Annotated in this window: 24 protein-coding genes; 13 read left to right on the top strand and 11 right to left on the bottom strand. The window is 71.0% G+C overall.

The annotated features are described in order from the left end of the window. Position 1 precedes the first annotated feature (1 nt). On the bottom strand, positions 2-1,894 hold the full coding sequence (locus E4191_RS01900; protein WP_228461469.1) for a tetratricopeptide repeat protein: 1,893 nt from the start codon (positions 1,892-1,894) through the stop codon (positions 2-4). Positions 1,895-1,982: 88 nt separating this feature from the next. Next, positions 1,983-3,638, bottom strand: a complete 1,656-nt coding sequence (locus E4191_RS01895) for an electron transfer flavoprotein-ubiquinone oxidoreductase (protein WP_135311905.1) — start codon at positions 3,636-3,638, stop codon at positions 1,983-1,985. A 244-nt stretch (positions 3,639-3,882) separates the two neighbouring features. Between E4191_RS01895 and greA the strand changes: the two genes are divergently transcribed. Next, positions 3,883-4,353, top strand: coding sequence for a transcription elongation factor GreA (greA, locus tag E4191_RS01890; RefSeq protein ID WP_135311904.1), 471 nt, complete (start codon positions 3,883-3,885; stop codon positions 4,351-4,353). A gap of 4 nt (positions 4,354-4,357) precedes the next feature. Next, positions 4,358-5,362 carry a hypothetical protein gene (locus E4191_RS01885; RefSeq protein WP_135311903.1) on the top strand — a complete coding sequence of 335 codons (1,005 nt, stop codon included), beginning with the start codon at positions 4,358-4,360 and terminating at the stop codon, positions 5,360-5,362. Here the strand turns inward: E4191_RS01885 and E4191_RS01880 are convergent. After that, complete coding sequence (locus E4191_RS01880; protein WP_228461467.1) at positions 5,359-5,847, bottom strand: GNAT family N-acetyltransferase; 489 nt, start codon at positions 5,845-5,847, stop codon at positions 5,359-5,361. The two genes, E4191_RS01885 and E4191_RS01880, sit on opposite strands and share 4 nt — an antisense overlap. Before the next feature lie 70 nt (positions 5,848-5,917). On the opposite strand from E4191_RS01880, the gene E4191_RS01875 reads away from it, so the two are divergent. Together E4191_RS01875 and E4191_RS01870 are read left to right on the top strand one after the other, a co-directional pair. Then, complete coding sequence (locus E4191_RS01875; protein WP_135311901.1) at positions 5,918-6,706, top strand: AzlC family ABC transporter permease; 789 nt, start codon at positions 5,918-5,920, stop codon at positions 6,704-6,706. Between the two features lies 1 nt (position 6,707). Then, entirely contained in the window at positions 6,708-7,037 is a 330-nt protein-coding gene (locus E4191_RS01870; RefSeq protein ID WP_135311900.1) for an AzlD domain-containing protein, read from the top strand. Here E4191_RS01870 and E4191_RS01865 read toward each other — a convergent pair. From E4191_RS01865 to E4191_RS01850, 4 genes are read right to left on the bottom strand one after another with little or no spacing between them, the layout of a single operon-like run. Continuing rightward, the gene (locus E4191_RS01865) at positions 7,022-7,648 is read right to left on the bottom strand and encodes a hypothetical protein (protein ID WP_135311899.1); all 627 of its coding nucleotides are present in this window, start codon (positions 7,646-7,648) and stop codon (positions 7,022-7,024) included. The two genes, E4191_RS01870 and E4191_RS01865, sit on opposite strands and share 16 nt — an antisense overlap. 16 nt (positions 7,649-7,664) lie before the next feature. Continuing rightward, the gene (locus tag E4191_RS01860) at positions 7,665-7,817 is read right to left on the bottom strand and encodes an aa3-type cytochrome c oxidase subunit IV (protein WP_135311898.1); all 153 of its coding nucleotides are present in this window, start codon (positions 7,815-7,817) and stop codon (positions 7,665-7,667) included. 53 nt (positions 7,818-7,870) lie between these two features. Then, positions 7,871-8,893 (bottom strand): MBL fold metallo-hydrolase, encoded by a 1,023-nt coding sequence (locus E4191_RS01855; RefSeq protein ID WP_228461465.1) that lies wholly within the window; start codon positions 8,891-8,893, stop codon positions 7,871-7,873. Further along, positions 8,890-10,587 (bottom strand): acyl-CoA dehydrogenase, encoded by a 1,698-nt coding sequence (locus E4191_RS01850; RefSeq protein WP_135311897.1) that lies wholly within the window; start codon positions 10,585-10,587, stop codon positions 8,890-8,892. The genes E4191_RS01855 and E4191_RS01850 overlap by 4 nt, the downstream gene beginning before the upstream one ends. A 112-nt stretch (positions 10,588-10,699) precedes the next feature. Here E4191_RS01850 and E4191_RS01845 point away from each other — a divergent pair, with 112 nt between their 5' ends. Continuing rightward, complete coding sequence (locus E4191_RS01845; RefSeq protein WP_135311896.1) at positions 10,700-11,647, top strand: L-threonylcarbamoyladenylate synthase; 948 nt, start codon at positions 10,700-10,702, stop codon at positions 11,645-11,647. Between the two features lie 79 nt (positions 11,648-11,726). Here the strand turns inward: E4191_RS01845 and E4191_RS01840 are convergent, their stop codons facing one another. Beyond that, positions 11,727-13,154 (bottom strand): Glu/Leu/Phe/Val family dehydrogenase, encoded by a 1,428-nt coding sequence (locus E4191_RS01840; protein ID WP_228461463.1) that lies wholly within the window; start codon positions 13,152-13,154, stop codon positions 11,727-11,729. Positions 13,155-13,412: 258 nt separating this feature from the next. On the opposite strand from E4191_RS01840, the gene E4191_RS01835 reads away from it, so the two are divergent. From E4191_RS01835 to E4191_RS01820, 5 genes are all read left to right on the top strand, one after another. Beyond that, a complete protein-coding gene (locus tag E4191_RS01835) occupies positions 13,413-14,021 on the top strand; it encodes a TetR/AcrR family transcriptional regulator (protein WP_135311895.1) in 609 nt (202 codons plus the stop codon). 136 nt (positions 14,022-14,157) lie between these two features. Then, positions 14,158-14,442 carry a hypothetical protein gene (locus E4191_RS01830; RefSeq protein WP_135311894.1) on the top strand — a complete coding sequence of 95 codons (285 nt, stop codon included), beginning with the start codon at positions 14,158-14,160 and terminating at the stop codon, positions 14,440-14,442. 65 nt (positions 14,443-14,507) lie between these two features. Further along, positions 14,508-14,645, top strand: a complete 138-nt coding sequence (locus E4191_RS23610; protein WP_176562612.1) for a hypothetical protein — start codon at positions 14,508-14,510, stop codon at positions 14,643-14,645. 88 nt (positions 14,646-14,733) lie between these two features. Further along, positions 14,734-14,934 carry an I78 family peptidase inhibitor gene (locus E4191_RS01825; protein WP_228461460.1) on the top strand — a complete coding sequence of 67 codons (201 nt, stop codon included), beginning with the start codon at positions 14,734-14,736 and terminating at the stop codon, positions 14,932-14,934. A gap of 46 nt (positions 14,935-14,980) precedes the next feature. Beyond that, on the top strand, positions 14,981-15,316 hold the full coding sequence (locus tag E4191_RS01820) for a DUF2794 domain-containing protein (protein WP_135311893.1): 336 nt from the start codon (positions 14,981-14,983) through the stop codon (positions 15,314-15,316). 9 nt (positions 15,317-15,325) lie between these two features. On the opposite strand, the gene hrpB is transcribed toward E4191_RS01820, so the two are convergent. Then, positions 15,326-17,794, bottom strand: a complete 2,469-nt coding sequence (gene hrpB / locus E4191_RS01815) for an ATP-dependent helicase HrpB (protein ID WP_135311892.1) — start codon at positions 17,792-17,794, stop codon at positions 15,326-15,328. 128 nt (positions 17,795-17,922) lie between these two features. Here hrpB and E4191_RS01810 point away from each other — a divergent pair, with 128 nt between their 5' ends. Both E4191_RS01810 and E4191_RS01805 read left to right on the top strand, forming a co-directional pair. Continuing rightward, a complete protein-coding gene (locus E4191_RS01810; RefSeq protein WP_135311891.1) occupies positions 17,923-19,293 on the top strand; it encodes a YcjX family GTP-binding protein in 1,371 nt (456 codons plus the stop codon). Further along, positions 19,290-20,372, top strand: a complete 1,083-nt coding sequence (locus tag E4191_RS01805) for a YcjF family protein (RefSeq protein ID WP_135311890.1) — start codon at positions 19,290-19,292, stop codon at positions 20,370-20,372. Before E4191_RS01810 ends, E4191_RS01805 begins: the two co-directional genes overlap by 4 nt. A gap of 43 nt (positions 20,373-20,415) precedes the next feature. Here the strand turns inward: E4191_RS01805 and E4191_RS01800 are convergent, their stop codons facing one another. Both E4191_RS01800 and E4191_RS01795 read right to left on the bottom strand, forming a co-directional pair. Next, on the bottom strand, positions 20,416-20,826 hold the full coding sequence (locus E4191_RS01800; protein ID WP_135311889.1) for a DUF1801 domain-containing protein: 411 nt from the start codon (positions 20,824-20,826) through the stop codon (positions 20,416-20,418). A gap of 70 nt (positions 20,827-20,896) precedes the next feature. Further along, positions 20,897-22,390, bottom strand: coding sequence for an MORN repeat-containing protein (locus E4191_RS01795; RefSeq protein ID WP_135311888.1), 1,494 nt, complete (start codon positions 22,388-22,390; stop codon positions 20,897-20,899). A gap of 121 nt (positions 22,391-22,511) precedes the next feature. Between E4191_RS01795 and E4191_RS01790 the strand changes: the two genes are divergently transcribed. After that, positions 22,512-24,170, top strand: coding sequence for an NAD+ synthase (locus E4191_RS01790; protein ID WP_135311887.1), 1,659 nt, complete (start codon positions 22,512-22,514; stop codon positions 24,168-24,170). Positions 24,171-24,225 lie beyond the last annotated feature (55 nt).

Genomic DNA, 24,225 nt, shown 5'->3' with positions numbered 1-24,225 from the left:
CTCATTCGGTGGCGTCGGCCTCGGTCTGCGGCGCTTGGCTGGGCTGGCTGGCGACGGGGGTGTCCTCGTCCTCCAGCACGGCGGTCAGGCCGCGGTCCAGCTTGGCGCGGATGCGGTCGGGATCGACATCGCCGCTTTCGCCGGGCTCCAGCGACAGGGCGCGCTGCCACTGGATCTGCGCCTCGCGCTGGCGGCCCACCATCCAGTAGATGTCGCCCAGATGGTCGTTGACCAGCGGGTCCGAGGCCATCGTGGCGATGGCCTGTTCCATCGGCGCCACCGCCTCGTCGTAGCGGCCCAAGCGGTAATAGGCCCAAGCTAGCGAATCGAGGATGTAGCCGTCACCCGGCGACAGTTCCACCGCGCGCTGAATCATCTCGAGCGCGCGTTCCAGGTTCTCGTTCCGGTCGATCCAGGAATAGCCCAGGTAGTTGAGCAGGCTGGCATGGTCGGGGCGGATCTGAAGCGCGGCCAGAAGGTCGGCCTCGGCGCGGTCGAACTGGCCCGCGCGTTCCAGCGCGATGCCGCGCGCATAGAGCGGGAACCAGCGCACCTCGGGCGGCGCCTCGGCCAGAAGGTCCAGCGCCTTATCATAGCTGGGCACGGCCTCGGCATATTTCTCCTGCTGGCGCATCACGTCGCCAAGCGCGATCCAGGACTGCGGCAGACCGGGATAGGCGGCGGTCAGGGCCAGGGCGGCCTTCTCGGCCTCGTCGCGCCGGTCGGCCTGCGACAGGGCGTCGATGCGCGACAGTTCGGCCTGCGGGCGCATCTGGCCCATGCGGCGCACGGCCTCGAATTCGGCCTCGGCCAGGTCGAACTGCTGGCGATCCTGCAGAAGCTGCGCCGACATCAGCCGCGCCTCGGGGTTCTGGGGCGCGATCCAGGCGGCCAGGCGGGCATGGATCAGCGACAGGGGCTCGGGGTCCGGGCTGGAGGCCAGGGCCGAGGCGAAGGACAGCAGCAGATGCGCGATGCCGTCCGCCGGGCCCGAGATCACGTCGAAGGGCACCGGCTGGTCCTGGTCCAGCCGCTGGCGCAGATCCACCAGCTGCGGCTCGGCCTCCAGCCCCTCGAGGCTGTCCAGAAGCGCCAGCGCCTCGTCGCGCCGGTCCAGCTGGGACAGGATCTGCACCCGGGCCATCAGGCCCATCAGGTGGCCCCCGGCCTCGGATTGCGCGATCAGGCGGTCGGCGGTCTCGTAATCGCCCGCCAGCGCCCGGGCCAAGGCCAGGTGATAGTTCACGATGGGGGCCAGCCCCTCGGTCGCGGCCATCGCCTCGAAGGCGGCCACGGCATCCGAGGCGCGGCCCGCGCCCAGCAGCGCCCAGGCCCGGATGGTGCCGTCCATCAGGTCCTGGTCAAGCGGCAGGTCGGGGTTGCGGGTCGTGTCGATCAGCGTGACCAAGGCGTCCCAGTCCCCGGCACGGACCAGCTGCGCGCGGCGCAGAAGGCCCGACAGCTCGGTCGGGCGGTCCTCGTCGAAGAGGCGTTCGGCCAGGGCCACGGCCTGATCGACCTCGCCGGCCGAGGACAGGGCGACCAGCGCGCTGTCCTGCAGGTAGATGTCCTCGGGATCCTGCAGGGCCGCCTGCATGAAATAGCGCGCGGCGGCGCGGAAGTCGTTCTCGACCGTGGCCATGCGGGCGGCCAGATAGACCCCGGCCAGACCCTGCATCTGCGGATTGGCGGGCAGTTCCTGAGCCGGCGGGGGGGCGGTGGTGGTCGGCGCACCGAACTGCGCCTGGACGGGGCGGGGGGCGGGGCGGTCGTCCTGCGCATGGGCCGGCAGGGCGGCGGTGCAGGTCAGCGCGACCAGCAGGGCCAGCCGCGACAGCTCCGGTCGGAACCGGGCGCGGCGCTGCGGGATCGGGCTGGGGCGGAATGGGGTCACGACGGCCCTTTCGGAAATCACGTTTGCGTTCCGGCCAGCCTAGAGGCGCGGTCCGGGGGGCGCAACGCCCCCCGCCCGGATGGTTGCATCACATGTTCGGGTAATTCGGCCCGTCGCCGCCCTGCGGCACCGTCCAGACGATGTTCTGGCTGGGATCCTTGATGTCGCAGGTCTTGCAGTGCACGCAGTTCTGGAAGTTGATCACGAAGCGCGGCCCGGTCGCATCCTGCACGACCTCGTAGACGCCCGCCGGGCAATAGCGCTGCGCGGGCTCGTCGTATTCGGGCAGGTTCATGGCGATCGGGATGGCCGGATCGCGCAGCTTCAGGTGGCAGGGCTGGCTTTCCTCGTGGTTGGTGAAGCTGAAGGCCACGTTGGTCAGCCGGTCGAAGGACAGCTTGCCGTCCGGGCGGGGATAGTCGATGCGCTTGTATTCGGCGGCCTTGCCGGTGGCCGCCGCGTCGGACTTGCCGTGCTTCCAGGTGCCGAGCAGGTTCCAGCCGGTCAGGTTGGCCGTCCACATGTCCACCGCGCCCAGCATCAGGCTGGCCGACAGGCCCAAGCGCGACCAGATCGGCTTGACGTTGCGGACCATCTTCAGATCCTTGCCGATGGCGCCCTTGCGCACCGCGTCGTCGTAATCGGTCAGGCGGTCGCCCATGCGCCCGGTCTTGATCGCCGCCGCCGCCGCATCGGCCGCCTCGATCCCCGAGATCATCGCGTTGTGGTTGCCCTTGATGCGCGGCACGTTGACCATGCCCGCGCTGCAGCCCAGCAGAACGCCGCCGTCGAAGGACAGCTGCGGCAGCGACTGCCAGCCGCCCTCGCTGATCGCCCGCGCGCCGTAGGAGATGCGCTTGCCGCCCTCCAGCAGCTCGGCCACCATCGGGTGATGCTTGAAGCGCTGGAATTCCATGTAGGGATAGAGGTGCGGGTTGGCATAGTTCAGGTGGAGGACGAAGCCCACCAGCACCTGGTTGTTCTCGAAATGATAGATGAAGCTGCCGCCGCCCGCGTTCTTGCCCAGGGGCCAGCCCATCGTGTGCACGACGCGGCCCTGCTTGAACTTCTCGGGCGAGACCTCCCAGATCTCCTTCATGCCCAGGCCGAACTTCTGCGCATCGGCGCCCTGGGACAGGTTCAGGCGCTCGTTGATCTGCTTGGCCAGGCTGCCGCGCACGCCCTCGGCGATGAAGACGTACTTGCCGTGCAGCTCCATCCCCGGCTCGTAGCCGTCGCCGGTGCTGCCGTCGGGATTGCGGCCGAACTCGCCCGCGACCACGCCCTTGACGCGGTTGCCGTCCCACACGATCTGGCTGGCCGACATGCCGGGAAAGATCTCGACGCCCAGCTCCTCGGCCTGTTCGGCCAGCCAGCGGCAGACATTGCCCATGCTGACGATGTAGTTGCCGTGGTTCGACATCAATGGCGGCATCGGCCAGTTCGGCACGCGCATCTGGCCCTCGGCGCCCAGCACGTAGAAGTTGTCGTCGGTGACCTCGGTGGTCAGGGGGGCGCCCTTCTCCTTCCAGTCGGGGAACAGGCGGGTCAGGCCCGAGGGGTCCAGCACCGCGCCCGACAGGATATGCGCGCCGACCTCGGAGCCCTTTTCCAGCACGACGACGGACAGTTCGGGGTCGATCTGCTTCAGACGGATCGCGGCGGACAGGCCCGCGGGCCCGGCGCCCACGATGACGACGTCATATTCCATCGATTCACGCTCGATCTGGATCTCGTCGGTCATGTGCTGGCGCCCTCCCTGGCAATCTGGCTGGCAAACAGATAGCCGCCCCGCGCCCGGGGGGCAATCGTGACGCGGCGAAGCGGCGCAGCGAATGACGCCCGCCCTGCCATGCAGGCTTGCATTGGCCGCCAAATTCGTCACGATGTGGTCGATCACCGTTCCGCGCCCCTGCCATCTTGTCATGGCAGGGGCGTTGGTTTGGCATCTGCAAGGCAAACGCCTTCCACCCAAGGACAGGGCAGCGATGGAAAAGATACCGATGACCCCCGCCGGCGCGCATGCGCTGGAGCGCGAGCTGGGCGAGCTGAAATCGAAGGAGCGTCCGGCCATCATCCGCGCCATCGCGGAAGCGCGCGAGCATGGCGACCTGTCCGAGAATGCCGAATACCACGCGGCCCGCGAAAAGCAGGGCTTCGTCGAGGGCCGCATCAAGGAGCTGGAAAGCCTGCTGTCCCGGGCCGAGGTGATCGACCCGTCGAAGCTGTCGGGCAGCGTGAAGTTCGGCGCCCGCGTCAAGCTGATCGACGAGGACACCGAGGAAGAGCGCAACTATCAGATCGTGGGCGAGGCCGAGGCCGATATCGAACGCGGGCTGCTGAACATTCGGTCCCCGCTGGCCCGCGCGCTGATCGGCAAGGACGAGGGCGACAGCGTCGAGGTCACCACGCCCGGCGGACAGCGCAGCTACGAGATCGTCGAGATCCGGTACGGATGACCCCATGTCCCTGATTGCCCGCATCTCCAGCCTGTCGCAGCGCGACCGCATCACCACCGTCGGCCTGACACTGACCGGGATCTGGTTGCTGCTGCTGTTCCTGTTCTGGCTGCTGGTCCCCGCCAGCGACGGCGGCCGGGGCGGCATCGCGCCCTTGATCACCACCGCCGGCATCATCCTGCCGCCCGCGCTGGTCTGGCTGGGCGTGTCGCTGGCCCGGCAGCTGGCCATCCTGCGCGCCGAGGCCGAGGATCTGCGCCGCCGCTTGGGCCAGATGCACGACGCGCCCCCGCCCGCCTCGGACCGCGCGCCCGAGCGGGTGCCCGACACCCCCGAGCCGCGCTCGGCCGCGCCCCGCGGTGCCCCGGCCACCGCAACCGTGGCACCGCCCGCCCGCCCCGCGATGGCCGCGGCCCTGTCGACGACCGCCGGCGCGGCCCAGCCCCGGGGCCGCGCGGCGCCGGATGCCCGCACGTCCGACGCGCGTCAGGCGGACCAGCGTCAGGCCGCGATGCGCTTCGACACGCAGGGCGGCACTCCGGTCGATCCGGGCACGCTGATCCGGGCGCTGAACTTTCCCGACGGCCCCGCCGATCACGAGGCGATCGAGGCACTGCGCCATGCGCTGAAGGACCCGGTCCATTCGCGCGTGCTGCGCGCGGCGCAGGACGTGGTCACGCTGCTGGCCGGGCAGGATGTCTACATGGACGACCTGCCGCCCGAGCCCGCCCGCGCCGATGTCTGGCGCCGCTTCGCCGAGGGCGATCGCGGCAGCGCCGTCGCCGCCCTGGGCGGCATCCACCAGCGCCCCGCGCTGGAGACCGCCGAAGCGATGCTGCAGGGCGACGAGATCTTCCGCGACACGGCGCATCACTTCCTGCGCCATTTCGACGGGATGGTCGCGACCCTGGTCCCGCAGCTGGACGACCTGCAGATCGCGGTGCTGGCCGACAGCCGCTCGGCCCGCGCCTTCATGCTGCTGGGCCGCGTCTCGGGCAATTTCGGCTAGGGCCTGCCGCCCACCAGCAAGCGCATCAGATAGACCTGCCCCCACCAGGGCAGGCCATAGCGCCCCTGCCCCTCAGCCCAAAAGCCCATCGCCGCATAGAAGGCCAGCGCCGCGCGGTTGCGGGCGCGCACCTCGGCGCGCAGGCCGGGATGGCCCCGGCGCGCGGCCAGATCGCCTGCGGCGGCGACCAGCGCCCGGCCCGTGCCCTGGCGCGGGTCCGCCACCGCCAGCCCGTCGATCACCAGATCCCCGGTCGCGGGGGCGGCCCGGAACAGCCAGCCCGGCAGCGGCGGCGGCCCCAAGGCAAAGCCCCCGGCCCCGTCGCGCAGGCCCATCACCCCGGCCACCCGGCCCGCCGCATCCAGCCCCACCATCCCATGCCCGGCACGGACCCGGCGCGGCCAGCCCGCCCCGCCGAAATGCGCCCGCCACAGCGCGCAGGCCGGGTCCAGCAGGGGCTGGGGGATGGGGGACAGGATCTGCATCGGCCGGTCTTGCCTCGGATTGCGCATCATGCAAGCAAGGTGGCGCGAAACGCAGAAAGACGAAAGTACCATGTCTCCGGTTCCCGAATCCCGGCCCGACCCGAAGCAGGCCGCCGCCGACGAGGCGTCGCTGCGGGCGCTGGCCCGCAGCCCGCGCGCGGCCTTCCGCCACGGGATCGTGCAGACCCTGCCCTTCCTGATCGTGATCGTGCCCTTTGCGCTGCTGTTCGGGGTGGTGGCGACCGAGGCGGGTCTGGACATCGCGCAGGTCATGGGGTTTTCGGTGCTGGTGCTGGCGGGGGCGTCGCAGTTCACTGCCGTGCAGCTTCTGACCGACAACGCCCCGGCGATCATCGTGATCCTCTCGGGGCTGGCGGTGAACCTGCGGATGGCGATGTATTCCGCATCCCTGCTGCCGTGGCTGAACGAGGCCAGCCGGGCGCAGAAGGCCTGGGTGTCCTTCGCGCTGATCGACCAGAGCTATGCGCTGTCGATCCAGCATTACGAACGCCACCCGCGCCTGTCGATGCCGCAGCGGCTGGCCTATTTCGGCGGCACGGCGGTGGTGCTGTGCCTGCCCTGGATGATCTTCAGCTGGGTCGGCGCCACCGTGGGCCAGGCCATCCCCGAGGAAATCGCGCTGGACTTCGCCATGCCGATCACCTTCCTGGCGATGATCGCGCCGATGCTGCGCACGCCTGCGCATCTGGCCGCCTGCTTCGTGGCGATCGCGGCGACGCTGCTGCTGGCGGGGCTGCCCTCGGGCCTGGGGCTGCTGATCGCGGCGCCCCTGGGCATGGCGACCGGCGCCGTGGTCGAGGCGCGCAGCGAGACGCGCGCCCTGGCGCAGGAGGGCTAAGATGCAGGCGTCGAACCTGACGATCTGGACGATCATCCTGGTGCTGGGGGTCGGCACCTACCTGATCCGCTGGTCCTTTCTCGGCGCGCTCGGAAACCGCGAACTGCCGGGCTGGGTCATCCGCATGCTGCGCTATACGCCCGTGGCGGTGCTGCCCGCGCTGGTGGCGCCCCTGGTCCTGTGGCCCGAGGCCACGGGCGGCGCACCGGATCCCGCGCGCCTTGCGGCGGCGGCGGCCACGGTGGCGGTGGGCGTGCTGACGCGCAACGTCATGCTGGCCATCCTGGCCGGGGGCCTGACGCTGTTCGGCCTGCTCTACCTTCTGGGATAGCCCACGACCTGCCCGTCCTTCTGGCGCAGCAGCACGTCGTGGTTGTTGGCCGGATCGCCGTCCTCGTGCCGCTTGGACTGCACGCCGGGCAGGGTCAGGAACCAGGCCCGCAGGCGCAGGGGCGAAAAGCCGCGCGGCGCCCCCTCGAAGCCCGGCACGCCGGACAGGACCTTGCCGGATTCGACCGCGCAGAAGCTCTTGTTGCCAGAGCCGTTCTGCTCGGCCCGGCGGATCGCCAGATCGGCCACCTCGCGCGTGACCGGCACCGTGTCCTCGGCCACCCAATAGGTCGAGCGGGCGTGGTAATCGATGTAGAAGTTCTTGAAGTTGTCGTTGATCCCATAAAGCACGTCGTTGCGTTCCGGAATCTGGGGATGCTGCCAGCTGCCCGCCGGGTCATAGATGACCCGCTGGCTGCCGTTGAACATCAGCCCCGAATGCCCGCCCTCGCCGCGCGGGATGCCGATGACGGTCAGCAACGTGATCGAGGGCGGCTCGGGCGAGACATAGCGCGCGGCCCTCAGGCGTTCGTCGCTGGCCCAGATGTTCTGGGCGCCGCAGGCTGCCAGCGTGACGGGCATCGCTGCCGCCAGAAAGACGCGTCGTTTCATGTCCGGGATCGTCCGATCAGGAATTCGTCAGGGCAAGGAAGACCAGGACGGCCACGGTCATGCCGCAGACCCAGACCGTCGCGCGCATGAAGCCCGAGAAGGTCTTCTTGTGCTCGGTCATGTCCATCGAGCCCTGCGTGGCTTCGGGTTTGTTGTCGTAATCGGCCATCACTGCCCCCTTTTGATGCGTTTGACCTGCGATAGCCGAAAGCCGCGGACCTGTCACGCCCCCCACAGCACCGCACCCCCGCTTTCGCCCACGGGCCGGATGACACCTGCGCGATGGAGGTGGTTCAGATGCGCCACGGCCTCGACCAGGGCCAGGCCGAACTCGGCCTCGCCGATGCGGCGCTTGAAGAGGATGTCGAAGCAGCCGACCGCGTGGCGCGGCGCCACGGCCAGCGCCTCGGCCAGGCGGTCCAGCGCCGTGCGGTGGTTCAGGGTCAGCTGGTCCAGCCGGAAGGGCAGCCCGGTGAAGGGCAGCTTGTGCCCGGGCAGCACCAGATGGTCGTCGCGGGCCATCTCCCTCAGCCGCGCGCAACTGTCCAGCCACTCGCCCACCGGATCGGCCAGGGGCTCGGTCGGATAGACCCCCAGATTGGGCGAGATCGAGGGCAGCAGCTGGTCGCCCCCGATCACCAGATTGTCATCCTGCGACCAGAAGGTCGCGTGGCAGGGGGCATGCCCGTGCCCCATCGCCACGCGCCAGCGACGGCGGCCGAAGGTGACCTCCTGCCCCTCGGTCAGCCGGGTGAAGCCCAAGGGCAGCGGATGCACGACATCGGCGAAGTTGAAGGGCCGTTCGGTGGCGCGCCGCGCCAGCATCTCGGGCGGCATCCCCGCCCGGCGCCAGAAGTCCAGCGCCTGCGGGCTGGCGCGGTCCTGCACGTCCAGCACCAGCATCCGCGCCATCAGCCAGGCGGTGCGGCTCATCCACAGGTCGGCCCCGTCCCGGTCCATGAACCAGCCCGCCAGCCCGATATGGTCGGGATGATGATGCGTGCCGATCACCCGGACCACCGGCTTGCCGGCCAAGGGCCCGGCGCGCAGACCCTCCCAGATGGCCCGGCCCCGCAGGCTGTCGAAGCCCGTGTCGACCACGGTCCAGCCGTCGTCCTCCTCCAATGCATAGACGTTGACGTGGTCCAGCTTCATCGGCAGCGGCAGGCGCAGCCACAGCACGCCCGGCGCGACCCGGATGGCCGCGCCCTCGACGGGCGGATCGGCATGCGGGGTGCGGATCACGCCGCGACGTCGCCCGCCAGCGCCGCATCCGACAGGCCGGTCAGATCGTCCGCCCCGGCCAGTGCCTCGGCCAGATCGCCGGCATGATGGGGCAGCACGCGCGCCATGAAGACCCGCGCCAGCGCTTGGTGCCCCGCCCCGCCCGCCATCGCGGCGCGCAGGTGGAAATGCCCGCCCAGCACCCGCGCGAAGGCGGTCAGATAGGGCACGGCCCCGGCGAAGCGCGCGGGCATGTCCCGGTCCAGCAGCGCGTGGGTGGCCTCGCGCAGCGTCTCGGCCGCCTGCCACAGCTGGTGGGCCAGGTCGGGATGGGCCCCCTGCGCGGATTTCGCACCGTCCAGCACCTCGTCCAGCAGGCGCATGGCGGCGTCGCCCCCGTCGGCCAGCTTGCGGCCCACCAGATCCATCGCCTGAATGCCGTTCGTGCCCTCGTAGATCGAGGTGATGCGCACGTCGCGCAGATATTGCGCGGCGCCCGTCTCCTCGACATAGCCCATGCCGCCGTGGATCTGGATGCCCATGTCGGCCACGCGGATGCCCATGTCGGTGCCATAGGCCTTGGCGATGGGCGTCAGGAAGGCCGCGCGGGCGGCGTGGTCGGCATCCCCGGTCGCACTGGCCAGGTCGATGGCGGTGGCGCAGGCCAGGCCGATGGCGCGGCCGGCAAAGACCTCGGCCCGGCCGGTGGCCAGCATCCGGCGAACGTCGGGATGGCCGATGATCGGGCCCATCTGGTCGCGGTCGGTCGCATAGGCCACGGCCTGCTGCAGCGCCGCCTCGGCCACGCCCACGCCCTGCATGCCGACGCCGAGGCGGGCCACGTTCATCATCGTGAACATCGCGGCCATGCCTTTGTTCTCATCGCCGACCAGCCAGCCGGTGGCGCCGTCATAGGACATCACGCAGGTCGGGCTGCCATGGATGCCCAGCTTGTGTTCCAGGCTGACCACCTTGAGGTCGTTGGCCACGCCCGGATTGCCCTGGTCGTCGGGCAGGAACTTGGGCACCATGAACAGGCTGATCCCCCGCGTCCCCTTGGGCGCCCCGGGCAGCCGCGCCAGCACCAGATGGCAGGTGTTCGCGGTCACGTCACCGTCGCCCCAGGTGATGTAGATCTTCTGCCCGCTGATCCGGTAGGTCCCGTCCCCCGCCGGTTCCGCCTTGGTCGTCAGCGCGCCCACGTCGCTGCCCGCGCCGGGCTCGGTCAGGTTCATGGTGCCCGACCAGTCGCCGCTGATCAGCCGCGGCAGGTACAGCGCCTTCAGATCGTCGCTGGCGTGATGCTCCAGGGCCTCGATCTGGCCCTGGGTCAGCAGCGGGTTCAGCTGCAGCGCCAAGTTCGCGCCCGACATCATCTCGGCCACGGCCATGTTCAGCGCCTGCGGCAGGCCCATGCCGCCATATTCGGGATCGGCCGAGACGCCGACCCAGCCCCCCTCGGCGATCGCCCGGAAGCCTTCGGCAAATCCCGGAGAGGTCCGCACGACCCCGTTCTCCAGCCGCGCGGGATGCAGATCGCCCGCCCGGTTCAGCGGCGCCAGCACGTTCGACGCCAGCTTGCCCGCCTCGGCCAGAATGGCGCGCGCGGTGTCCGCGCTGGCCTCGCGATAGAGGTCGGTCCGCGCCAGCTCGGGGAAGGGCACGACATGGGTCAGGATGAAGTCGATCTGCTCGACCGGGGCCTTGTAGCTCATGATGACTTCCTTTCGGCGCCTTGGCATCGGGGCCGGGCGCGTCTATCAACTGCGGTCAGGCGGCATCTTGGGCCGCGTTCCCCTCAGGCTCAACCGAAACCCCGCGTCACGAATGCAGACCCTGCGACTGTCCCCCGATGGCCCCGGCCTGGCCCGCGCCGCAGCCCTGCTGGCCGAGGGCGCCTGCGTGGCCATGCCGACCGAGACGGTCTACGGCCTCGCCGCCGATGCCCGCGACGGGGCGGCGGTGGCGCGCATCTATGCGGCCAAGGGGCGGCCGGGCTTCAACCCGCTGATCGTGCATGTGGCCGACCTGGGCGCCGCGCAGGCCCTTGCCGCGTTCTCCGACCAGGCCCTGCTGCTGGCGCGCCGGTTCTGGCCCGGCGCGCTGACGCTGGTCCTGCCCCTGCGCGCGGGCAGCGGCATCGCGTCGCTGGTGACGGCGGGCTTAGACACGGTGGGGCTGCGGGTGCCCGCCCATCCCGTCGCGCAGGCCCTGCTGCGCGCCTCGGCCGCCCCGCTGGCCGCGCCCTCGGCCAATGCCTCGGGCCGGATCAGCCCGACCACCGCGGATCACGTGCTGGCCCCCGAGGGCGGCCTCGACGGCCGCATCGCCGCCGTGCTGGACGGCGGCCCCTGCCCCCTGGGCCTCGAATCGACGATCATCGGCTGGCCCGACGGCCGCCCCACCCTGCTGCGCCCCGGCGGCATCCCCGCCGAAGAGATCGAGGCCCTCCTCGGCGGGCCCCTTGCCCGCCCTCAGGCCGATCCCGCCGCCCCGAACGCGCCGGGCCAGCTCGGCAGCCATTACGCCCCGCGCGCCTCCCTGCGCCTGAACGCCCACCCGGCACCGGGCGAGACGCATCTGACCTTCGGCCAGCCCGGCCCCTTCAGCCTGTCCGACGCGGGCGACCTGACCCAGGCCGCCGCCCGCCTCTTCGACCTGCTACGCCGCGCCGACGCGCAGGGGCGCCCGATCTCGGTCGCGCCGATCCCGGATCACGGCCTCGGCGCCGCCATCAACGACCGCCTCCGCCGCGCCGCCGCCCCCCGGCCCTGATCCAGACCCTGAACCCCGGCCGATTTCATCTTGGCCGAAATATCCCGGGGGGAGTCCGCAGGACGGGGGCAGCGCCCCCCTACAGCCCCAGGGAATTGTAGACGTTCGAGATGCGCCGGATCGCCACCACATAGGCCGCGGTGCGCATGTCCTCGACCTTGGGATTGCTCATCCAGACTTCCTTCATCTTCTTGAAGCTCTCGCGCATCGTGTCGTCGAGGCCCGAGCGCACCAGCTGCAGCTCGTCCGCGCCGGTCAGGAAGGCCTCCTTGAAGCCCTTGGACAGGGTCCAGTTCAGACCCGTGTCGGCCGACAGGCGCTCCAGCTCCTCGACGATCATGCGGGCGCGCGCCTCCTCGTTGCGGCGCTCCAGCCGGCCGAGGCTGATCTGGGACAGGTTCTTGACCCATTCGAAATAGGACACGGTCACGCCGCCCGCATTGGCATACATGTCGGGGATGATCACGATCCCCCGGCGGCGCAGGATCGCATCCGCATCCGCCGTCACCGGGCCGTTCGCGGCCTCGATGATCAGCTTGCAGTCGATCCGCTCGGCATTCTCCGCGTGGATGACGCTCTCCACCGCCGCCGGGATCAGGATGTCGCAGGGGGCCTCCAGCACCGCGAGCCCGTTCTCGCGATACTCGCCGCCGACAAAGCCCTTGATGCCGCCGGTCGCGCGGATATGGCCGCGCAGCGCGTCGATGTTGATGCCCTGAGGGTTCACGATCGCGCCGTCCCGCTCGATCACGCCGGTGATCAGGCAGCCGTCCTCGGCCGACAGGAACTGCGCCGCGTGATAGCCCACGTTGCCCAGGCCCTGCACGATCACGCGCTTGCCGCCAAGCGTGCCCTCCAGCCCGGCCTTCTTCATCACGTCGTCATGGCGGAAGAACTCGCGCAGCGCGTATTGCACGCCCCGGCCCGTCGCCTCGACCCGCCCGTCGATGCCGCCCGCCGTGCGCGGCTTGCCGGTCACGCAGGCCTTGGCGTTGATGTCGTCGGGATGCAGCCGCTTGTAGGCATCGGCCATCCACGCCATCTCGCGCTCGCCCGTGCCCATGTCGGGCGCCGGCACGTTCTGGGACGGAGAGATCAGGTTCCGGCGCGACAGCTCGTAGGTGAAGCGCCGGGTGATCCGCTCCAGCTCGTCCTCGTTCCAGGCGCGGGGGTCGATCTTCAGCCCGCCCTTGGACCCGCCGAAGGGCACCTCGACCAGCGCGCATTTGTAGGTCATCAGCGCGGCCAGCGCCTCGACCTCGTCCTGGTTCACGTCCAGCGAATAGCGGATGCCGCCCTTGACGGGCTCCATATGCTCGGAATGAACCGACCGATAGCCGGTGAAGGTGTGGATCTGCCCGCGCAGCCGCACCCCGAATCGCACGGTATAGGTCGAGTTGCAGACCCGGATCTTCTCTTCCAGGCCCGGGGACAGCTGCATCAGCCCCGCGGCATGGGTGAACATGCGTTCGACTGATTCCCGGAACGAGGTATTGGTCCTGGCCATTGGCGTCTCTCCTCCTGGCGACGGCTGCAGCCGCCCTTCTGGGGGCAGGCTAGGACAAACGTCGCGGTCCTGCCACCTCGGATTCGGGTCAATTACACTGCTTTTGCACATGAACTAGGCAATTTTGTACAGACAAAATAGACTTGTTAATGTTAGCGCAATTCATTTGTGCCCTATTTAAGAGCCAGTACGTTATCTCTTCCATTTTGCAGTGTTTTGTGGCACTTGGCCTGAACCACTCATACGGGATTGCATCACATGGCTCTTCAGTCGCGCATTACTCAGGGACGGAAATTCGATCAGGTTCGCACCGGCGCCGCAGAGATTTTTTTGCGTGACGGTTTCTCGGGCGCCAGCGTGGATGACATCGCACGCTCGGCCCGCGTGTCCAAGGCGACGCTCTACAGCTATTTCCCCGACAAGCGGCTGATGTTTCGCGAGGTTCTGCGCTCGACCCTGGACAATGCGTTCCAGCAGCTGCCCTTCGATCCCGACCAGGCCGGCCCCGCCCCCGAGGCGCTGGCCCAGGTCGTGGCCGACATGTCCCAGTGGCTGCTGACCGAACCGCGCCTGCACCTGCACCGCGTCATCATCGCCGAGGCCGCCCGCTTCCCCGAGGACGCGCTGACCTATGACCGCACCCTGAACGAGCGTATCGTTGCGCCGCTGGCGCAGCTGATCGACAGCTGGATCGCCGGGGGCGAGATCCGCGCCCATGACACGACCATGTCGGCCCGCCAGCTGGTCGGCCTGCTGATCGGCCAGCTGCAGCACCGCGCCCTGCTGGACACCACCGATCCGACCTTGGAAGAGATCCAGCAGACCGCCGGCGCCACCGCCTCGCTGTTCCTCGCCGCCTACCGCTGACGTCCCCGGATGCGCCGACCTGTGACATTCCTGCGCTGATCGGAACGTGATCCGGCTCCCGGCTTTGCAAGCCGGGGCCCCGGGCCTATGCTGAGGCGAACAAGGCCCGGAACGCGGCCGACAGGGGTGACAGGCAATGATCCGCAGGCAATGGGCGACACGGGCGGCAGCGCTGATCGTGATGGCGGGAACGGTGGCGGGCTGCGCCTCCTCGCCCAACCGGATGCCGCCCGCCGGCCCGGCGGGCATGGCCCCCGCGCCGGTTCAGACCTATGACAGCCCCACAGCGCCCGCCTATGGTGTAGCCCCGATCGCCCCCGTCGTCGCGGACCCCTATGCCGCCGCCGCCGCCCCCTATGCCCCCCTTACGACATCGCGGCCCCCGCCGCGCCCGATCCCGTCACCGGCATCGCCGGCCTGACGGAACGCCAGCCCGACCTGTGCAAGGCCAGCGACTATGCCCGCGCGGTCGGCCAGCCCTCCGGCGTGATCCCGACCCTCGGCCTGACCCGCAGCTTCCGCGTGGTCGAGTTCCGCGGGATCGAGCCGCAGGACTATGACCCCAACCGGATCGTCTTCCGCCTGGATGCGACCGGCACCATCACCCAGATCGATTGCGGATGACCCAGATGCGCCTGACTGCCCTGACCCTGATCCTCTCGGCCACCCTGCTGGCCGCCTGCGAACCCGTTCCCGCCCCCCGGCGGCCCCCGTGCCCGCGCCCGACACCTGCGGGGCCGAGGGCTATCAGGGCCTGGTCGGCCAGCCGCAGACGGCGCTCTCCGCGATGACCTTCCCCATCGGCACCCGCCTGATCGGTCCCGACGACATGGTGACCGCCGATTTCCGCCCCGAGCGGCTGAACATCGAATACGGGCGCGGCGGGCGCATCGACAAGGTCAGCTGCTACTGACGCCTTTGCCGTTGATCCCGGCGCGGCAGAGTGTCACGATCCGGTCATGTTGAATGCCGGCCCGCCGTTCCAGCCCGATCCCGACCGCGTGGTCTTCGACCGCAAGGAACTGGGCCTGATCCTGACGACCTATGGCCGCTTCGTCGCGGCGGGGGAATGGCGCGACTATGCCATGTCCTTCCTGCGCGACGCGGCGGTCTTCAGCGTCTTCCGCCGCGCCGCCGAACATCCGCTCTACCGGATCGAGAAACGTCCCAAGCTGCGTGCGGCCCAAGGCGCCTATGCGGTGATCGGCATGGACGGACGCGTGCTGAAACGCGGCCATGATCTGGCACAGGTGCTGCGGGTGCTGGACGCCAAGCTGATCCGCCCGGTTGACTGACCCCGCCCCTCAGGTCCCGCGCGGCTTGGCCCGCACGGTCGGATCGGCGGCGGTCGGATCCTCGGGCCAGGGATGGCGGGGATAGCGCCCGCGCATGTCCTTCCTGACATCGGCATAGGAGCTGGCCCAGAAGCCCGGCAGGTCCATCGTCACCTGCACCGGCTTGCCGCCCGGCGACAGCAGCGTGATCCGCAGGGGCCGCCCGCCCACGGCGGGATGCCGCGTCACCCCGAACAGCTCCTGCAGGCGCAGCTCGATCGAGGGTTCCTCGCCGCCATAGTCGATCGGCACCCGCCGCCCCAGGGGCGTCACGAACTGCCCCGGCGCCTCGCGGTCCAGCCGCTGCTGGCCGTCCCATCCGATGCGCGCCTTCAGCGGCTCGACCAGATCCAGGCCCCGCAGGTCGGCCAGGCTGCGCGCCCGGCCCAGCCACGGCAGCAGCCAGTCCCCCTCGGCCAGCAGGTCGGCATCGCCCACCGGGCCCAGATCCGGCAGCAGCGCGATCCGCGCCCGCAGCCGTGCGGCGGCGGGGGTCCAAGGCAGACCGTCCTGCCGCAGCCCCTCCAGTGCCGCCACGGCCAGCGCCTCGGGCGGCGCCTCGGCCCAGACCCGGTCCGACAGGACCAGCGCGCCCAACCGTTCCTGCAGCCGCGCGCGCACCCGCCCCTCGCGGCGTGACCAGTCGCAGATGCGCGCCGGAACGATCCGCCCGCCCAACAGGGCGCGCAGCTCCGCCTCCTCGATGCGTGCGGCCAGGCGGATCCGCGCCTCGCGGGGATCGCCGTCCAGATCCAGCGCCACGATCAGCCGCTGCACCGCCAGGGCGTCCGCCCCCGCCATCACCGCCCCCTTGCCCCCCGACAGCACGAAGCGCGCCTCCTCGCCGGGCCGCCGCAGCCCGATCCGGTCGGGATAGGCCAGCGCGGCCATCGCCCCCGCCGACCAGCCCCCTTCATCTTGGCGCAAATATCCCGAGGGGGGTCCGGGGGGGGCCGCGCCCCCCCCGGCGCCGCGGGACGCCCCCATCCGGCGCAGACGGGTCGCCTCGGCCCGGATGCGCAAGACGCCCTGCCGGTTCACCTCGAAGGGATGGCGCCCGCCCGGATCGCGGATCGCGCGCAGCCGCGCCTCCAGATCGACCCCCGCCCCGCGCAGGGGATCGCGGTCCGACAGCAGCGCCGCCAGATCCGCCGCCTCCGGCCCCGCGACGACCCGCATATGCGCCAGCCGGGGATGCAGCGGCAGCCGGGCCAGCGCGCGGCCGTGCGTTGTGATCCGCCCCTCACCGTCCAGCGCGCCCAGATCGGCCAGCAGCGCCCGCGCCTCGGCCAGCGCCCCCTCGGGCGGCGGGGTCAGGAAGGCCAGTTCGGTCGCGCCCGCCCCCCAGACCGCCAGTTCCAGCGCCAGACCCGTCAGGTCGGCCACGGTGATCTCGGGCGGGGCGAAGGCGGGCAGCGCGCCCTCCTCGGTCCGCGCCCACATGCGATAGCAGAGGCCCGGCGCCACCCGGCCCGCCCGGCCGCGCCGCTGCTCGGCCTCGGCGCGGCTCACGCGCTCGGTCACCAGCCGCGACATGCCGCTGCCCGGATCGAAGCGCGCGCGCCGCGCCCGGCCCGTATCGACCACCACCCGCACGCCCGGGATGGTCAGCGAGGTCTCGGCGATGGCCGTCGCCAGCACGATCCGCCGCACGGCCCCCGGCGGCGCCAGCGCCGCGCGCTGCGCCGCAGCGTCCATCGCCCCGAACAGAGGCATCACCTCGCAGCCCGTCCCATCAAGCGCCGCCATCACGCGGCGGATCTCGCCCTCGCCCGGCAGGAAGGCCAGGATCGAGCCGCCGGTCGCCCGCGTCTCGGCCTCGACGCGCGCGATCAGGCGCGCGGCCTCGTCGGCCAGCCGGCCCCCGGCGGGCAGGGGCCGGTCCAGCCAGCGCGTCTCGACGGGGAAGGCGCGCCCCTCGGAGACCACGACCGGCGCATCGTCCAGCAGCGCCGCCACAGGCCCGGCCTCCAGCGTGGCCGACATGACCAGCACCGCCAGATCCTCGCGCAGCGCACCCCGCGCCTCCCAGACCAGCGCCAGGCCCAGATCGGCGTTCAGGCTGCGCTCGTGGAACTCGTCGAAGATGACGCAGCCCACACCCTCCAGCGCGGGATCGGTCTGGATCATGCGGGTCAGGATGCCCTCGGTCACCACCTCGATGCGCGATCCGCCGACCGATTCGCCCCGGATGCGATAGCCGACGCGGCCGCCCAGATCCTCGCCCAGGGACCAGGCCAGCCGCTCGGCGGCGGCGCGGGCGGCCAGGCGGCGCGGCTCCAGCATCAGGATGCGGCCCGCCACCCGGTCTAGCAGGGCCAGCGGCACCCGCGTCGTCTTGCCCGCGCCGGGCGGGGCCACCAGCACCGCGCGGCCATGGGCGGCCAGAGCGTCGCACAGGGCGGGCAGGACATCGTCGATGGGCAGGGCATCTTGCATGGCGCCGGTGATACCGCCCCCCGCCCGCCCTTCACAATCGCCAAAGCCGCCATCTGGGCAACCCGGCGCGGCGGACCTATGTTGCGCCGACCGCGTTAGACGACGCGACACGAACCTCAGGGGCAGGCATGGGCATCGGCAGCGACGTGATGGAGGGGCTGGGCCTCTCGGACCCGGTGGTGCGGATCGGCGTGACCGGTCTGTCGCGGGCCGGAAAGACGGTCTTCATCACCTCCCTTGTCGCCAACATGCTGGAGCGGGGGCGCATGCAGTCCCTGCGCGCCGCCGCCGACGGGCGGCTTAAGGCGGTCTGGCTGCAGCCCCAGCCCGACGACACGATCCCGCGCTTCGATTTCGAACGCCACCTGGCCACCCTGACCGGCCCCGAGCCGCGTTGGCCCGACGGCACCCGCCATGTCAGCCAGCTGCGCCTGTCGCTGAGGCTGCAGGGGGGCGGGCTGTTCGCGGGGCTGCGGGGCGCGCGCACCCTGCATCTGGACATCGTCGACTATCCCGGCGAATGGCTGCTGGACCTGCGCCTGATGGAGCGCGACTTCGCCCAGTGGTCGGCCGAGGTGCTGGACCGCGTCGCCGGCCGCCCCGGCGCCGACCGCTTCCTGGCCGCCCTGTCCGAGCTGTCCTCCGACACCCCCCTGTCCGAGCCGCTGGCCCAGCAGCTGGCCGACATCTACACCGCCCATCTGAACGCCGCGCGCGAGGCGGGCTGGTCCGACTGCACCCCCGGCCGCTTCCTCATCCCCGGAGAGCTGGCCGGATCGCCCGCGCTGACCTTCGCGCCGCTGCCCCCCGCGCTGCAGCAGGGCAAGCTGGGCCGGGAATTCCGCCGCCGCTTCGACGCCTACAAGGCGCGCGTGGTGCGGCCCTTCTTCCGCGACCATTTCGCCCGGATCGACCGGCAGGTGGTGCTGGTCGACGTGCTGGGCGCCATCCATCAGGGCCCCCGCGCGGTCGAGGACATGCGCCGCGCCATGGCCGACATCCTGGCCGCCTTCCGCCCGGGCCGGGCCGGGTGGCTGGCGCAGATCCTGGGCACGCAGCGGGTGGAGCGCATCCTCTTTGCCGCGACCAAGGCCGACCACCTGCATCAGGTGCAGCACAACCGCCTGACCGCGATCCTGTCCTCGATGCTGCGCGAGGCCCGCGACCGCGCCGATTTCCAGGGCGCCCGGACCGAGGCCATGGCCATTGCCGCCCTGCGCGCCACGACCGAGGACATGATCGCGCATGGCGACGAGGAGCTGCCCGCCGTGCGCGGGCGCCTGCTGGACGGGCGGCAGGCGGCCTTCTATGCGGGCGAACTGCCCGCCGATCCCTCGCTGCTGCTGCATCCCGCCCGGCAGGGGGCCGATGGCTGGCTGGACAGCGACTACGCGATCATGAACTTCGCCCCCGCCCCCCTGACCACGCGCCCCGGCGATGGCCCGCCCCATATCCGGCTGGACCGCGCCGCCGAGTTCCTGATCGGAGACCGCCTGTGAGCCAGCCCCCAAAAGCCCCCCCGCCGGGCCCACGGCGCGGCCCCGTCCTGCTGGAGCTGCAGGACACCCCCCGCCCCGACAGCCGCGCACCCCGGTCCGAGACGGTGCTGGACGACCTGCTCAACCCCGCCGACGCGCCCGAGATCGACGCCAGCGACGCGCCCGTGCCGCAGCCGCGCACCATGCAGATGGTCACGCGGCTGGTCGGGCGGCCGCCGTCGCGGCTGACGCGGCTGTTCCTGAATGCGGGGGCGGCGCTGTTCGTCTTCCTGCTCAGCGTCATGGCGCTGGATTTCATCGACGGGCTGCTGACCCGGATGCCGCTGCTGGGCTGGATCGCTGTGGTGCTGTTCGCGCTGTTCACGCTGGCCGCCCTTGGCATGGCGCTGCGCGAGTGGTGGGCGTGGCGCCGCATCGCCCAGATCGACGGGTTGCAGCGGCAGGCGGGCGCGGCATTGGCGGCGGACAGCTTGGATCAGGCGCGCGCCGTCACCGACGGGCTGGTCGCGCTCTATGCCCGGCGCGCCGACATGGAATGGCAGCGCCAGCGCCTGGCCGAGCGGCGGGCCGAGACCTTCGACGCCCAGACCCTGCTGACCCTGGCCGAGGCCGAGCTGCTGGCCGGGCTGGACCAGCAAGCCCGGCGCGAGATCGAGGCCGCCGCCCGCACCGTCGCCGCCACCACCGCGCTGGTGCCGCTGGCCTTCGCCGACGTGGCGGCGGCGCTGGCCGCCAACCTGCGCATGATCCGCCGCATGGCCGAGATCTATGGCGGGCGCGCGGGTGCGGTCGGCGGCTGGCGGCTGGCGCGCACGGTGATGACCCATCTGATCGCCACGGGCGCGGTGGCGGCCGGCGACGACCTGATCCACACGGTCGCGGGCGGCGGCATTCTGGCCAAGCTGTCGCGCCGCTTCGGCGAGGGGCTGGTGAACGGCGCCCTGACCGCCCGCGTCGGCATCGCCGCGATGGAGGTCTGCCGCCCCCTGCCCTTCCTGGCCCAGCCCCGCCCCAAGGTCGGCAATCTGGTGACCCGGGGCTTGCGGGGATTGTTCGGCGAGGACAGCCCGCGCAGCTAGCCCGCGAGGGCCGCGGCATCCGATCGGCCGCGCGGGCCTGCGGTTAAAGCTGGACCCCGGGGCGTTGCGCCGCCTGAACCAGCCAGTCCTCGACCTGCGCCTGGTCCCATGGGCCTTCGCGGATGTCGACATAGCGGACGCCCGCGACCTTCGACTGCTTGGGGGGCGGCGGGACCAGATCGGCCCCGCGAAAGAAGCTCAGCTGCACATGGGCGGTGTAGCAGTACATGCAGAAGAACCAGCCGTCCTTTTTGCCGTAGAAGGGCGTGTTCCACCGCACCGCCATGCGCAGGTCGGGGCAGGCCCGGACCGCCATCCGGTCCAGGCAGTCGCCCACCTCGCGCTTCCATCCCGGCATGGCCTCGATATAGGCGCGCACGGGGGCCGGACCCTCGCCCTTGGGGATCTGCGGATTGCCGCTGGACAGCAGCCTCGGCCGATCCGCATCGCTCATGTGCGGCCCCCCGGCGGGGGACGGACTGCCGCGCCCGGTGCCGGCGACAAGGCCCGAGGCGGCGGCGGCATCACGGCTGCTCGAGCGGTTCGGACGCAGGCGCGGGCGCATCCATGCCCGCCGGTGCCGCAGAGCCGTCGGCAGGAAGATCCGGCCCCGCGCCCTCGGGCGCCGCATCCGCCTCGATCAGCCGGTTGTCCTGCCATTCGCCCGAGGCGACCTGGCCGGTGGCATAGCGCATCACGCCCTGCCCCTGCCGCTTGCCGGCAGCGAATGTGCCCTCGTAGCGGTCGCCATTGGCATAGGTGGCGACCCCGGTGCCGTCGATCTCTCCGTCCTTCCAGCCGCCCTCGTAGATGAAGCCGTCGGGCGTGGTCAGGCGGCCCGACCCCGCGCGCAGCCCATCCACGAAACGGCCGGTATAGACGGTGCCGTCGGGATAGGTGGCCTGCCCTTCGCCATGGCGCTGGCCGTCGCGCCATGCGCCGGAATAGACATAGCCGTCGGGATAGGACATGCGCCCCTGCCCGTTGTTGCGCGCATTGGCAAAGCTGCCCTCGTAGACCATGCCATTGGCATAGGCGGCGCGGCCCTCGCCCTCGATCACGCCCTCGGCCCATTCGCCCTCATAGGTCGAACCGTCGGCATAGGTGATCTTGCCGGTGCCGTCGGGGCGGTCGGCGCGCATCTGGCCCAGATAGACCGACCCGTCGGGATAGGTGATCTGGCCCCGCCCCTCCATCCGGCCCTCGGCCCATTCGCCGACATAGACATAGCCGTCCGCGCCGGTGAAGGTGCCCTGCCCGTGGCGGCGGTCGGCCGCGAATTCACCGTCATAGACATCGCCATTGGCATAGGTGGCCACGCCCCGGCCCTGGCGGCGCCCGCCCTCCAGCTGGCCCTCGTAGCGGTCGCCGGTGGACTGGACCAGCACGCCCGTGCCCGACATCTGGCCCGCCGCCCAGACCCCGTCATAGGTCAGCCCGTCGGCCATCACCAGAATGCCGCGCCCGGCCCGCTGGCCCGCCAGCATGCCGCCCTCGTAGGTGGCCCCGTCGGGATAGGTGATGCGGCCCTGCCCTTCCTTGACGCCCGCGTTCCAGTCGCCCTCGTAGCGATAGCCGTTGGCCTGGGTCAGCACGCCGGTGCCCTGATGCAGGCCCCGCGCGAACTGCCCCTCGTAGACGGACCCGTTGGCATAGCGGGCGATGCCGGTGCCGCTGATCTCTCCGGCGGCCCATTCGCCCTCGTAGGTGCCGCCATCGGCATAGGTGATCTTGCCGGTGCCGTCGGGCTTGCCGCGCGCGAACCGCCCCTCGTAGACCGAGCCGTTCGGGAACTCGGCCCGGCCCTGGCCCATGATCTGCCCCTCGACCCAATCGCCCTCGTAGCGATAGCCGTTGGGCAGGACATAGCTGCCCTGGCCGTGCTGCTGGCCGTTGCGGAAGGTGCCCTCGTAGACGCCGCCATCGTCATACTGGCGGGTGACGACCTGGGCCGCCAAAGGGCCCGCCAGACCGCCCGCCAGAACCAGAGCCATGGCCGTCCCGATCGCCGCTTTCATCGCCTCTGCCCCTTCGTGCTTTGCCGAAGGTCTACCCCAGCCCGGCCCCGCGCGCAAAGGCCGACTTTTCCTTGCGGCCGCGATCCCCTATCCAAGGGCCATCCAACCGAGGTGCCTGATCATGACCGACCGCTTCCGCCTGACCATCGGCCAGCTGAACGCAACCGTGGGCGACCTTCCGGGCAATGCCGCGCGCGCTCGGGCGGCCTGGGATCAGGCCCGCGCCGCCGGCGCCGACATGCTGGCTTTGCCCGAGATGTTCATCACCGGCTACCAGACCCAGGACCTGGTTCTGAAGCCCGCCTTCACCGCCCAGGCCGAGGCGGCGATCCTGGAGCTGGGCACCTCGCTGACGGACGGCCCGGCCCTGGGCATCGGCGGGCCGTGGCGCGACGGGGAGCGCCTCTACAACGCCTGGTGGGTGTTCAGGGACGGTGCGCTGGTCGCGCGGGTGCTGAAGCACCACCTGCCCTACAAGCAGCTCTTCGACGAGCTGCGCCTGTTCGACAGCGGCCCGATCAGCGGCCCCTATCCGGTGGGCCCGGCCCGCATCGGCAGCCCGATCTGCGAGGACAGCTGGTATCCCGACGTGTCCGAGACCCTGGCCGAAACCGGGGCCGAGATCCTGATCGTCCCGAATGGCAGCCCCTATCACCGCGACAAGCTGGACCTGCGCATGGGCCACATGGTCGGCCGCGTGGTCGAGACCGGCCTGCCGCTGGTCTATGTCAACATGGTCGGCGGCCAGGACGACCAGCTCTATGACGGGGCCAGCTTCGTGCTGAACCCCGGCGGCCACAAGGTCGTGCAGCTGCCCGCCTTCGAGGAGGCCGTGGTCCATGTGGACTTCACCCGCGGCCCCGAGGGCTGGCAGGCCCAGCCCGGCTTCCTGGCGCCCCAGCCCGATGCGTGGGAGCAGGATTACGCGGCGATGGTGCTGGGCCTGCGCGACTACCTGCGCAAGTCGGGCTTCCGCAAGGTGCTGCTGGGCATGTCGGGGGGCATCGATTCCGCGCTGGTCGCCACCATCGCCACCGACGCGATCGGGCCCGAGAACGTGCGCTGCGTGATGCTGCCCTCGGAATATACCTCGCAGAGCAGCCTGGACGATGCCGCCGACTGCGCCACCCGCCTCGGGGCGCGGCTGGACACCGTTCAGATCGACGGCGCCCGCGATGCGGTCGAGGGTGCGCTGGCGCATCTGATGGCGGGGACCACCCCCGACATCACCGAGGAGAACATCCAGTCCCGCCTGCGCGGCGTGATGCTGATGGCCCTGTCGAACAAGTTCGCCGAGATGCTGCTGACCACCGGCAACAAGTCCGAGGTCGCGGTGGGCTATGCCACGATCTATGGCGATATGGCGGGCGGCTACAACCCGATCAAGGATCTCTACAAGACGCGGGTGTTCGAAACCTGCCGCTGGCGCAATGCCAATCACCGCGACTGGATGCTGGGCCGCCCCGGCGAGGTGATCCCGCCCCGGATCATCAGCAAGCCTCCCTCGGCCGAGCTGCGCCCCGACCAGAAGGACGAGGATTCGCTGCCCCCCTACGAGGTGCTGGACGCGATCCTGGACGGTCTGGTCGAGAAGGACCTGTCGCTGGCCGATCTGGTGGCCCAAGGGTTCGATGCCGACACCGTGCGGCAGGTCGAGAAGCTGCTCTATGCCAGCGAGTGGAAGCGGTATCAGGCGGCACCCGGCCCGCGCCTCTCGACGCGCGCCTTCTGGCTGGACCGCCGCTATCCGCTGGTCAATCGCTGGCGGGACAGGCTCTAGGCGCCGCAGGGGGGCGCTGCCCCCCGTCGGCGGTGGGGACCGGGACCGGCCGTCG

Source organism: Paracoccus liaowanqingii (assembly GCF_004683865.2).
Taxonomy (GTDB): domain Bacteria; phylum Pseudomonadota; class Alphaproteobacteria; order Rhodobacterales; family Rhodobacteraceae; genus Paracoccus; species Paracoccus liaowanqingii.
This window is presented reverse-complemented; position numbering and strand designations above follow the sequence as displayed.

What these genes read in the sequence shown, in the direction of transcription:
- E4191_RS01895 (WP_135311905.1), bottom strand. Translation starts at nt 3,638, where the DNA reads ATGACCGACGAGATCCAGATCGAGCGTGAATCGATGGAATATGACGTC.
- greA (WP_135311904.1), top strand. Translation starts at nt 3,883, where the DNA reads ATGGAAAAGATACCGATGACCCCCGCCGGCGCGCATGCGCTGGAGCGC.
- E4191_RS01885 (WP_135311903.1), top strand. Translation starts at nt 4,358, where the DNA reads ATGTCCCTGATTGCCCGCATCTCCAGCCTGTCGCAGCGCGACCGCATC.
- E4191_RS01880 (WP_228461467.1), bottom strand. Translation starts at nt 5,847, where the DNA reads ATGCAGATCCTGTCCCCCATCCCCCAGCCCCTGCTGGACCCGGCCTGC.
- E4191_RS01875 (WP_135311901.1), top strand. Translation starts at nt 5,918, where the DNA reads ATGTCTCCGGTTCCCGAATCCCGGCCCGACCCGAAGCAGGCCGCCGCC.
- E4191_RS01870 (WP_135311900.1), top strand. Translation starts at nt 6,708, where the DNA reads ATGCAGGCGTCGAACCTGACGATCTGGACGATCATCCTGGTGCTGGGG.
- E4191_RS01865 (WP_135311899.1), bottom strand. Translation starts at nt 7,648, where the DNA reads ATGAAACGACGCGTCTTTCTGGCGGCAGCGATGCCCGTCACGCTGGCA.
- E4191_RS01860 (WP_135311898.1), bottom strand. Translation starts at nt 7,817, where the DNA reads ATGGCCGATTACGACAACAAACCCGAAGCCACGCAGGGCTCGATGGAC.
- E4191_RS01850 (WP_135311897.1), bottom strand. Translation starts at nt 10,587, where the DNA reads ATGAGCTACAAGGCCCCGGTCGAGCAGATCGACTTCATCCTGACCCAT.
- E4191_RS01845 (WP_135311896.1), top strand. Translation starts at nt 10,700, where the DNA reads ATGCAGACCCTGCGACTGTCCCCCGATGGCCCCGGCCTGGCCCGCGCC.
- E4191_RS01840 (WP_228461463.1), bottom strand. Translation starts at nt 13,154, where the DNA reads ATGGCCAGGACCAATACCTCGTTCCGGGAATCAGTCGAACGCATGTTC.
- E4191_RS01835 (WP_135311895.1), top strand. Translation starts at nt 13,413, where the DNA reads ATGGCTCTTCAGTCGCGCATTACTCAGGGACGGAAATTCGATCAGGTT.
- E4191_RS01830 (WP_135311894.1), top strand. Translation starts at nt 14,158, where the DNA reads ATGATCCGCAGGCAATGGGCGACACGGGCGGCAGCGCTGATCGTGATG.
- E4191_RS01820 (WP_135311893.1), top strand. Translation starts at nt 14,981, where the DNA reads ATGTTGAATGCCGGCCCGCCGTTCCAGCCCGATCCCGACCGCGTGGTC.
- hrpB (WP_135311892.1), bottom strand. Translation starts at nt 17,794, where the DNA reads ATGCAAGATGCCCTGCCCATCGACGATGTCCTGCCCGCCCTGTGCGAC.
- E4191_RS01810 (WP_135311891.1), top strand. Translation starts at nt 17,923, where the DNA reads ATGGGCATCGGCAGCGACGTGATGGAGGGGCTGGGCCTCTCGGACCCG.
- E4191_RS01800 (WP_135311889.1), bottom strand. Translation starts at nt 20,826, where the DNA reads ATGAGCGATGCGGATCGGCCGAGGCTGCTGTCCAGCGGCAATCCGCAG.
- E4191_RS01795 (WP_135311888.1), bottom strand. Translation starts at nt 22,390, where the DNA reads ATGAAAGCGGCGATCGGGACGGCCATGGCTCTGGTTCTGGCGGGCGGT.
- E4191_RS01790 (WP_135311887.1), top strand. Translation starts at nt 22,512, where the DNA reads ATGACCGACCGCTTCCGCCTGACCATCGGCCAGCTGAACGCAACCGTG.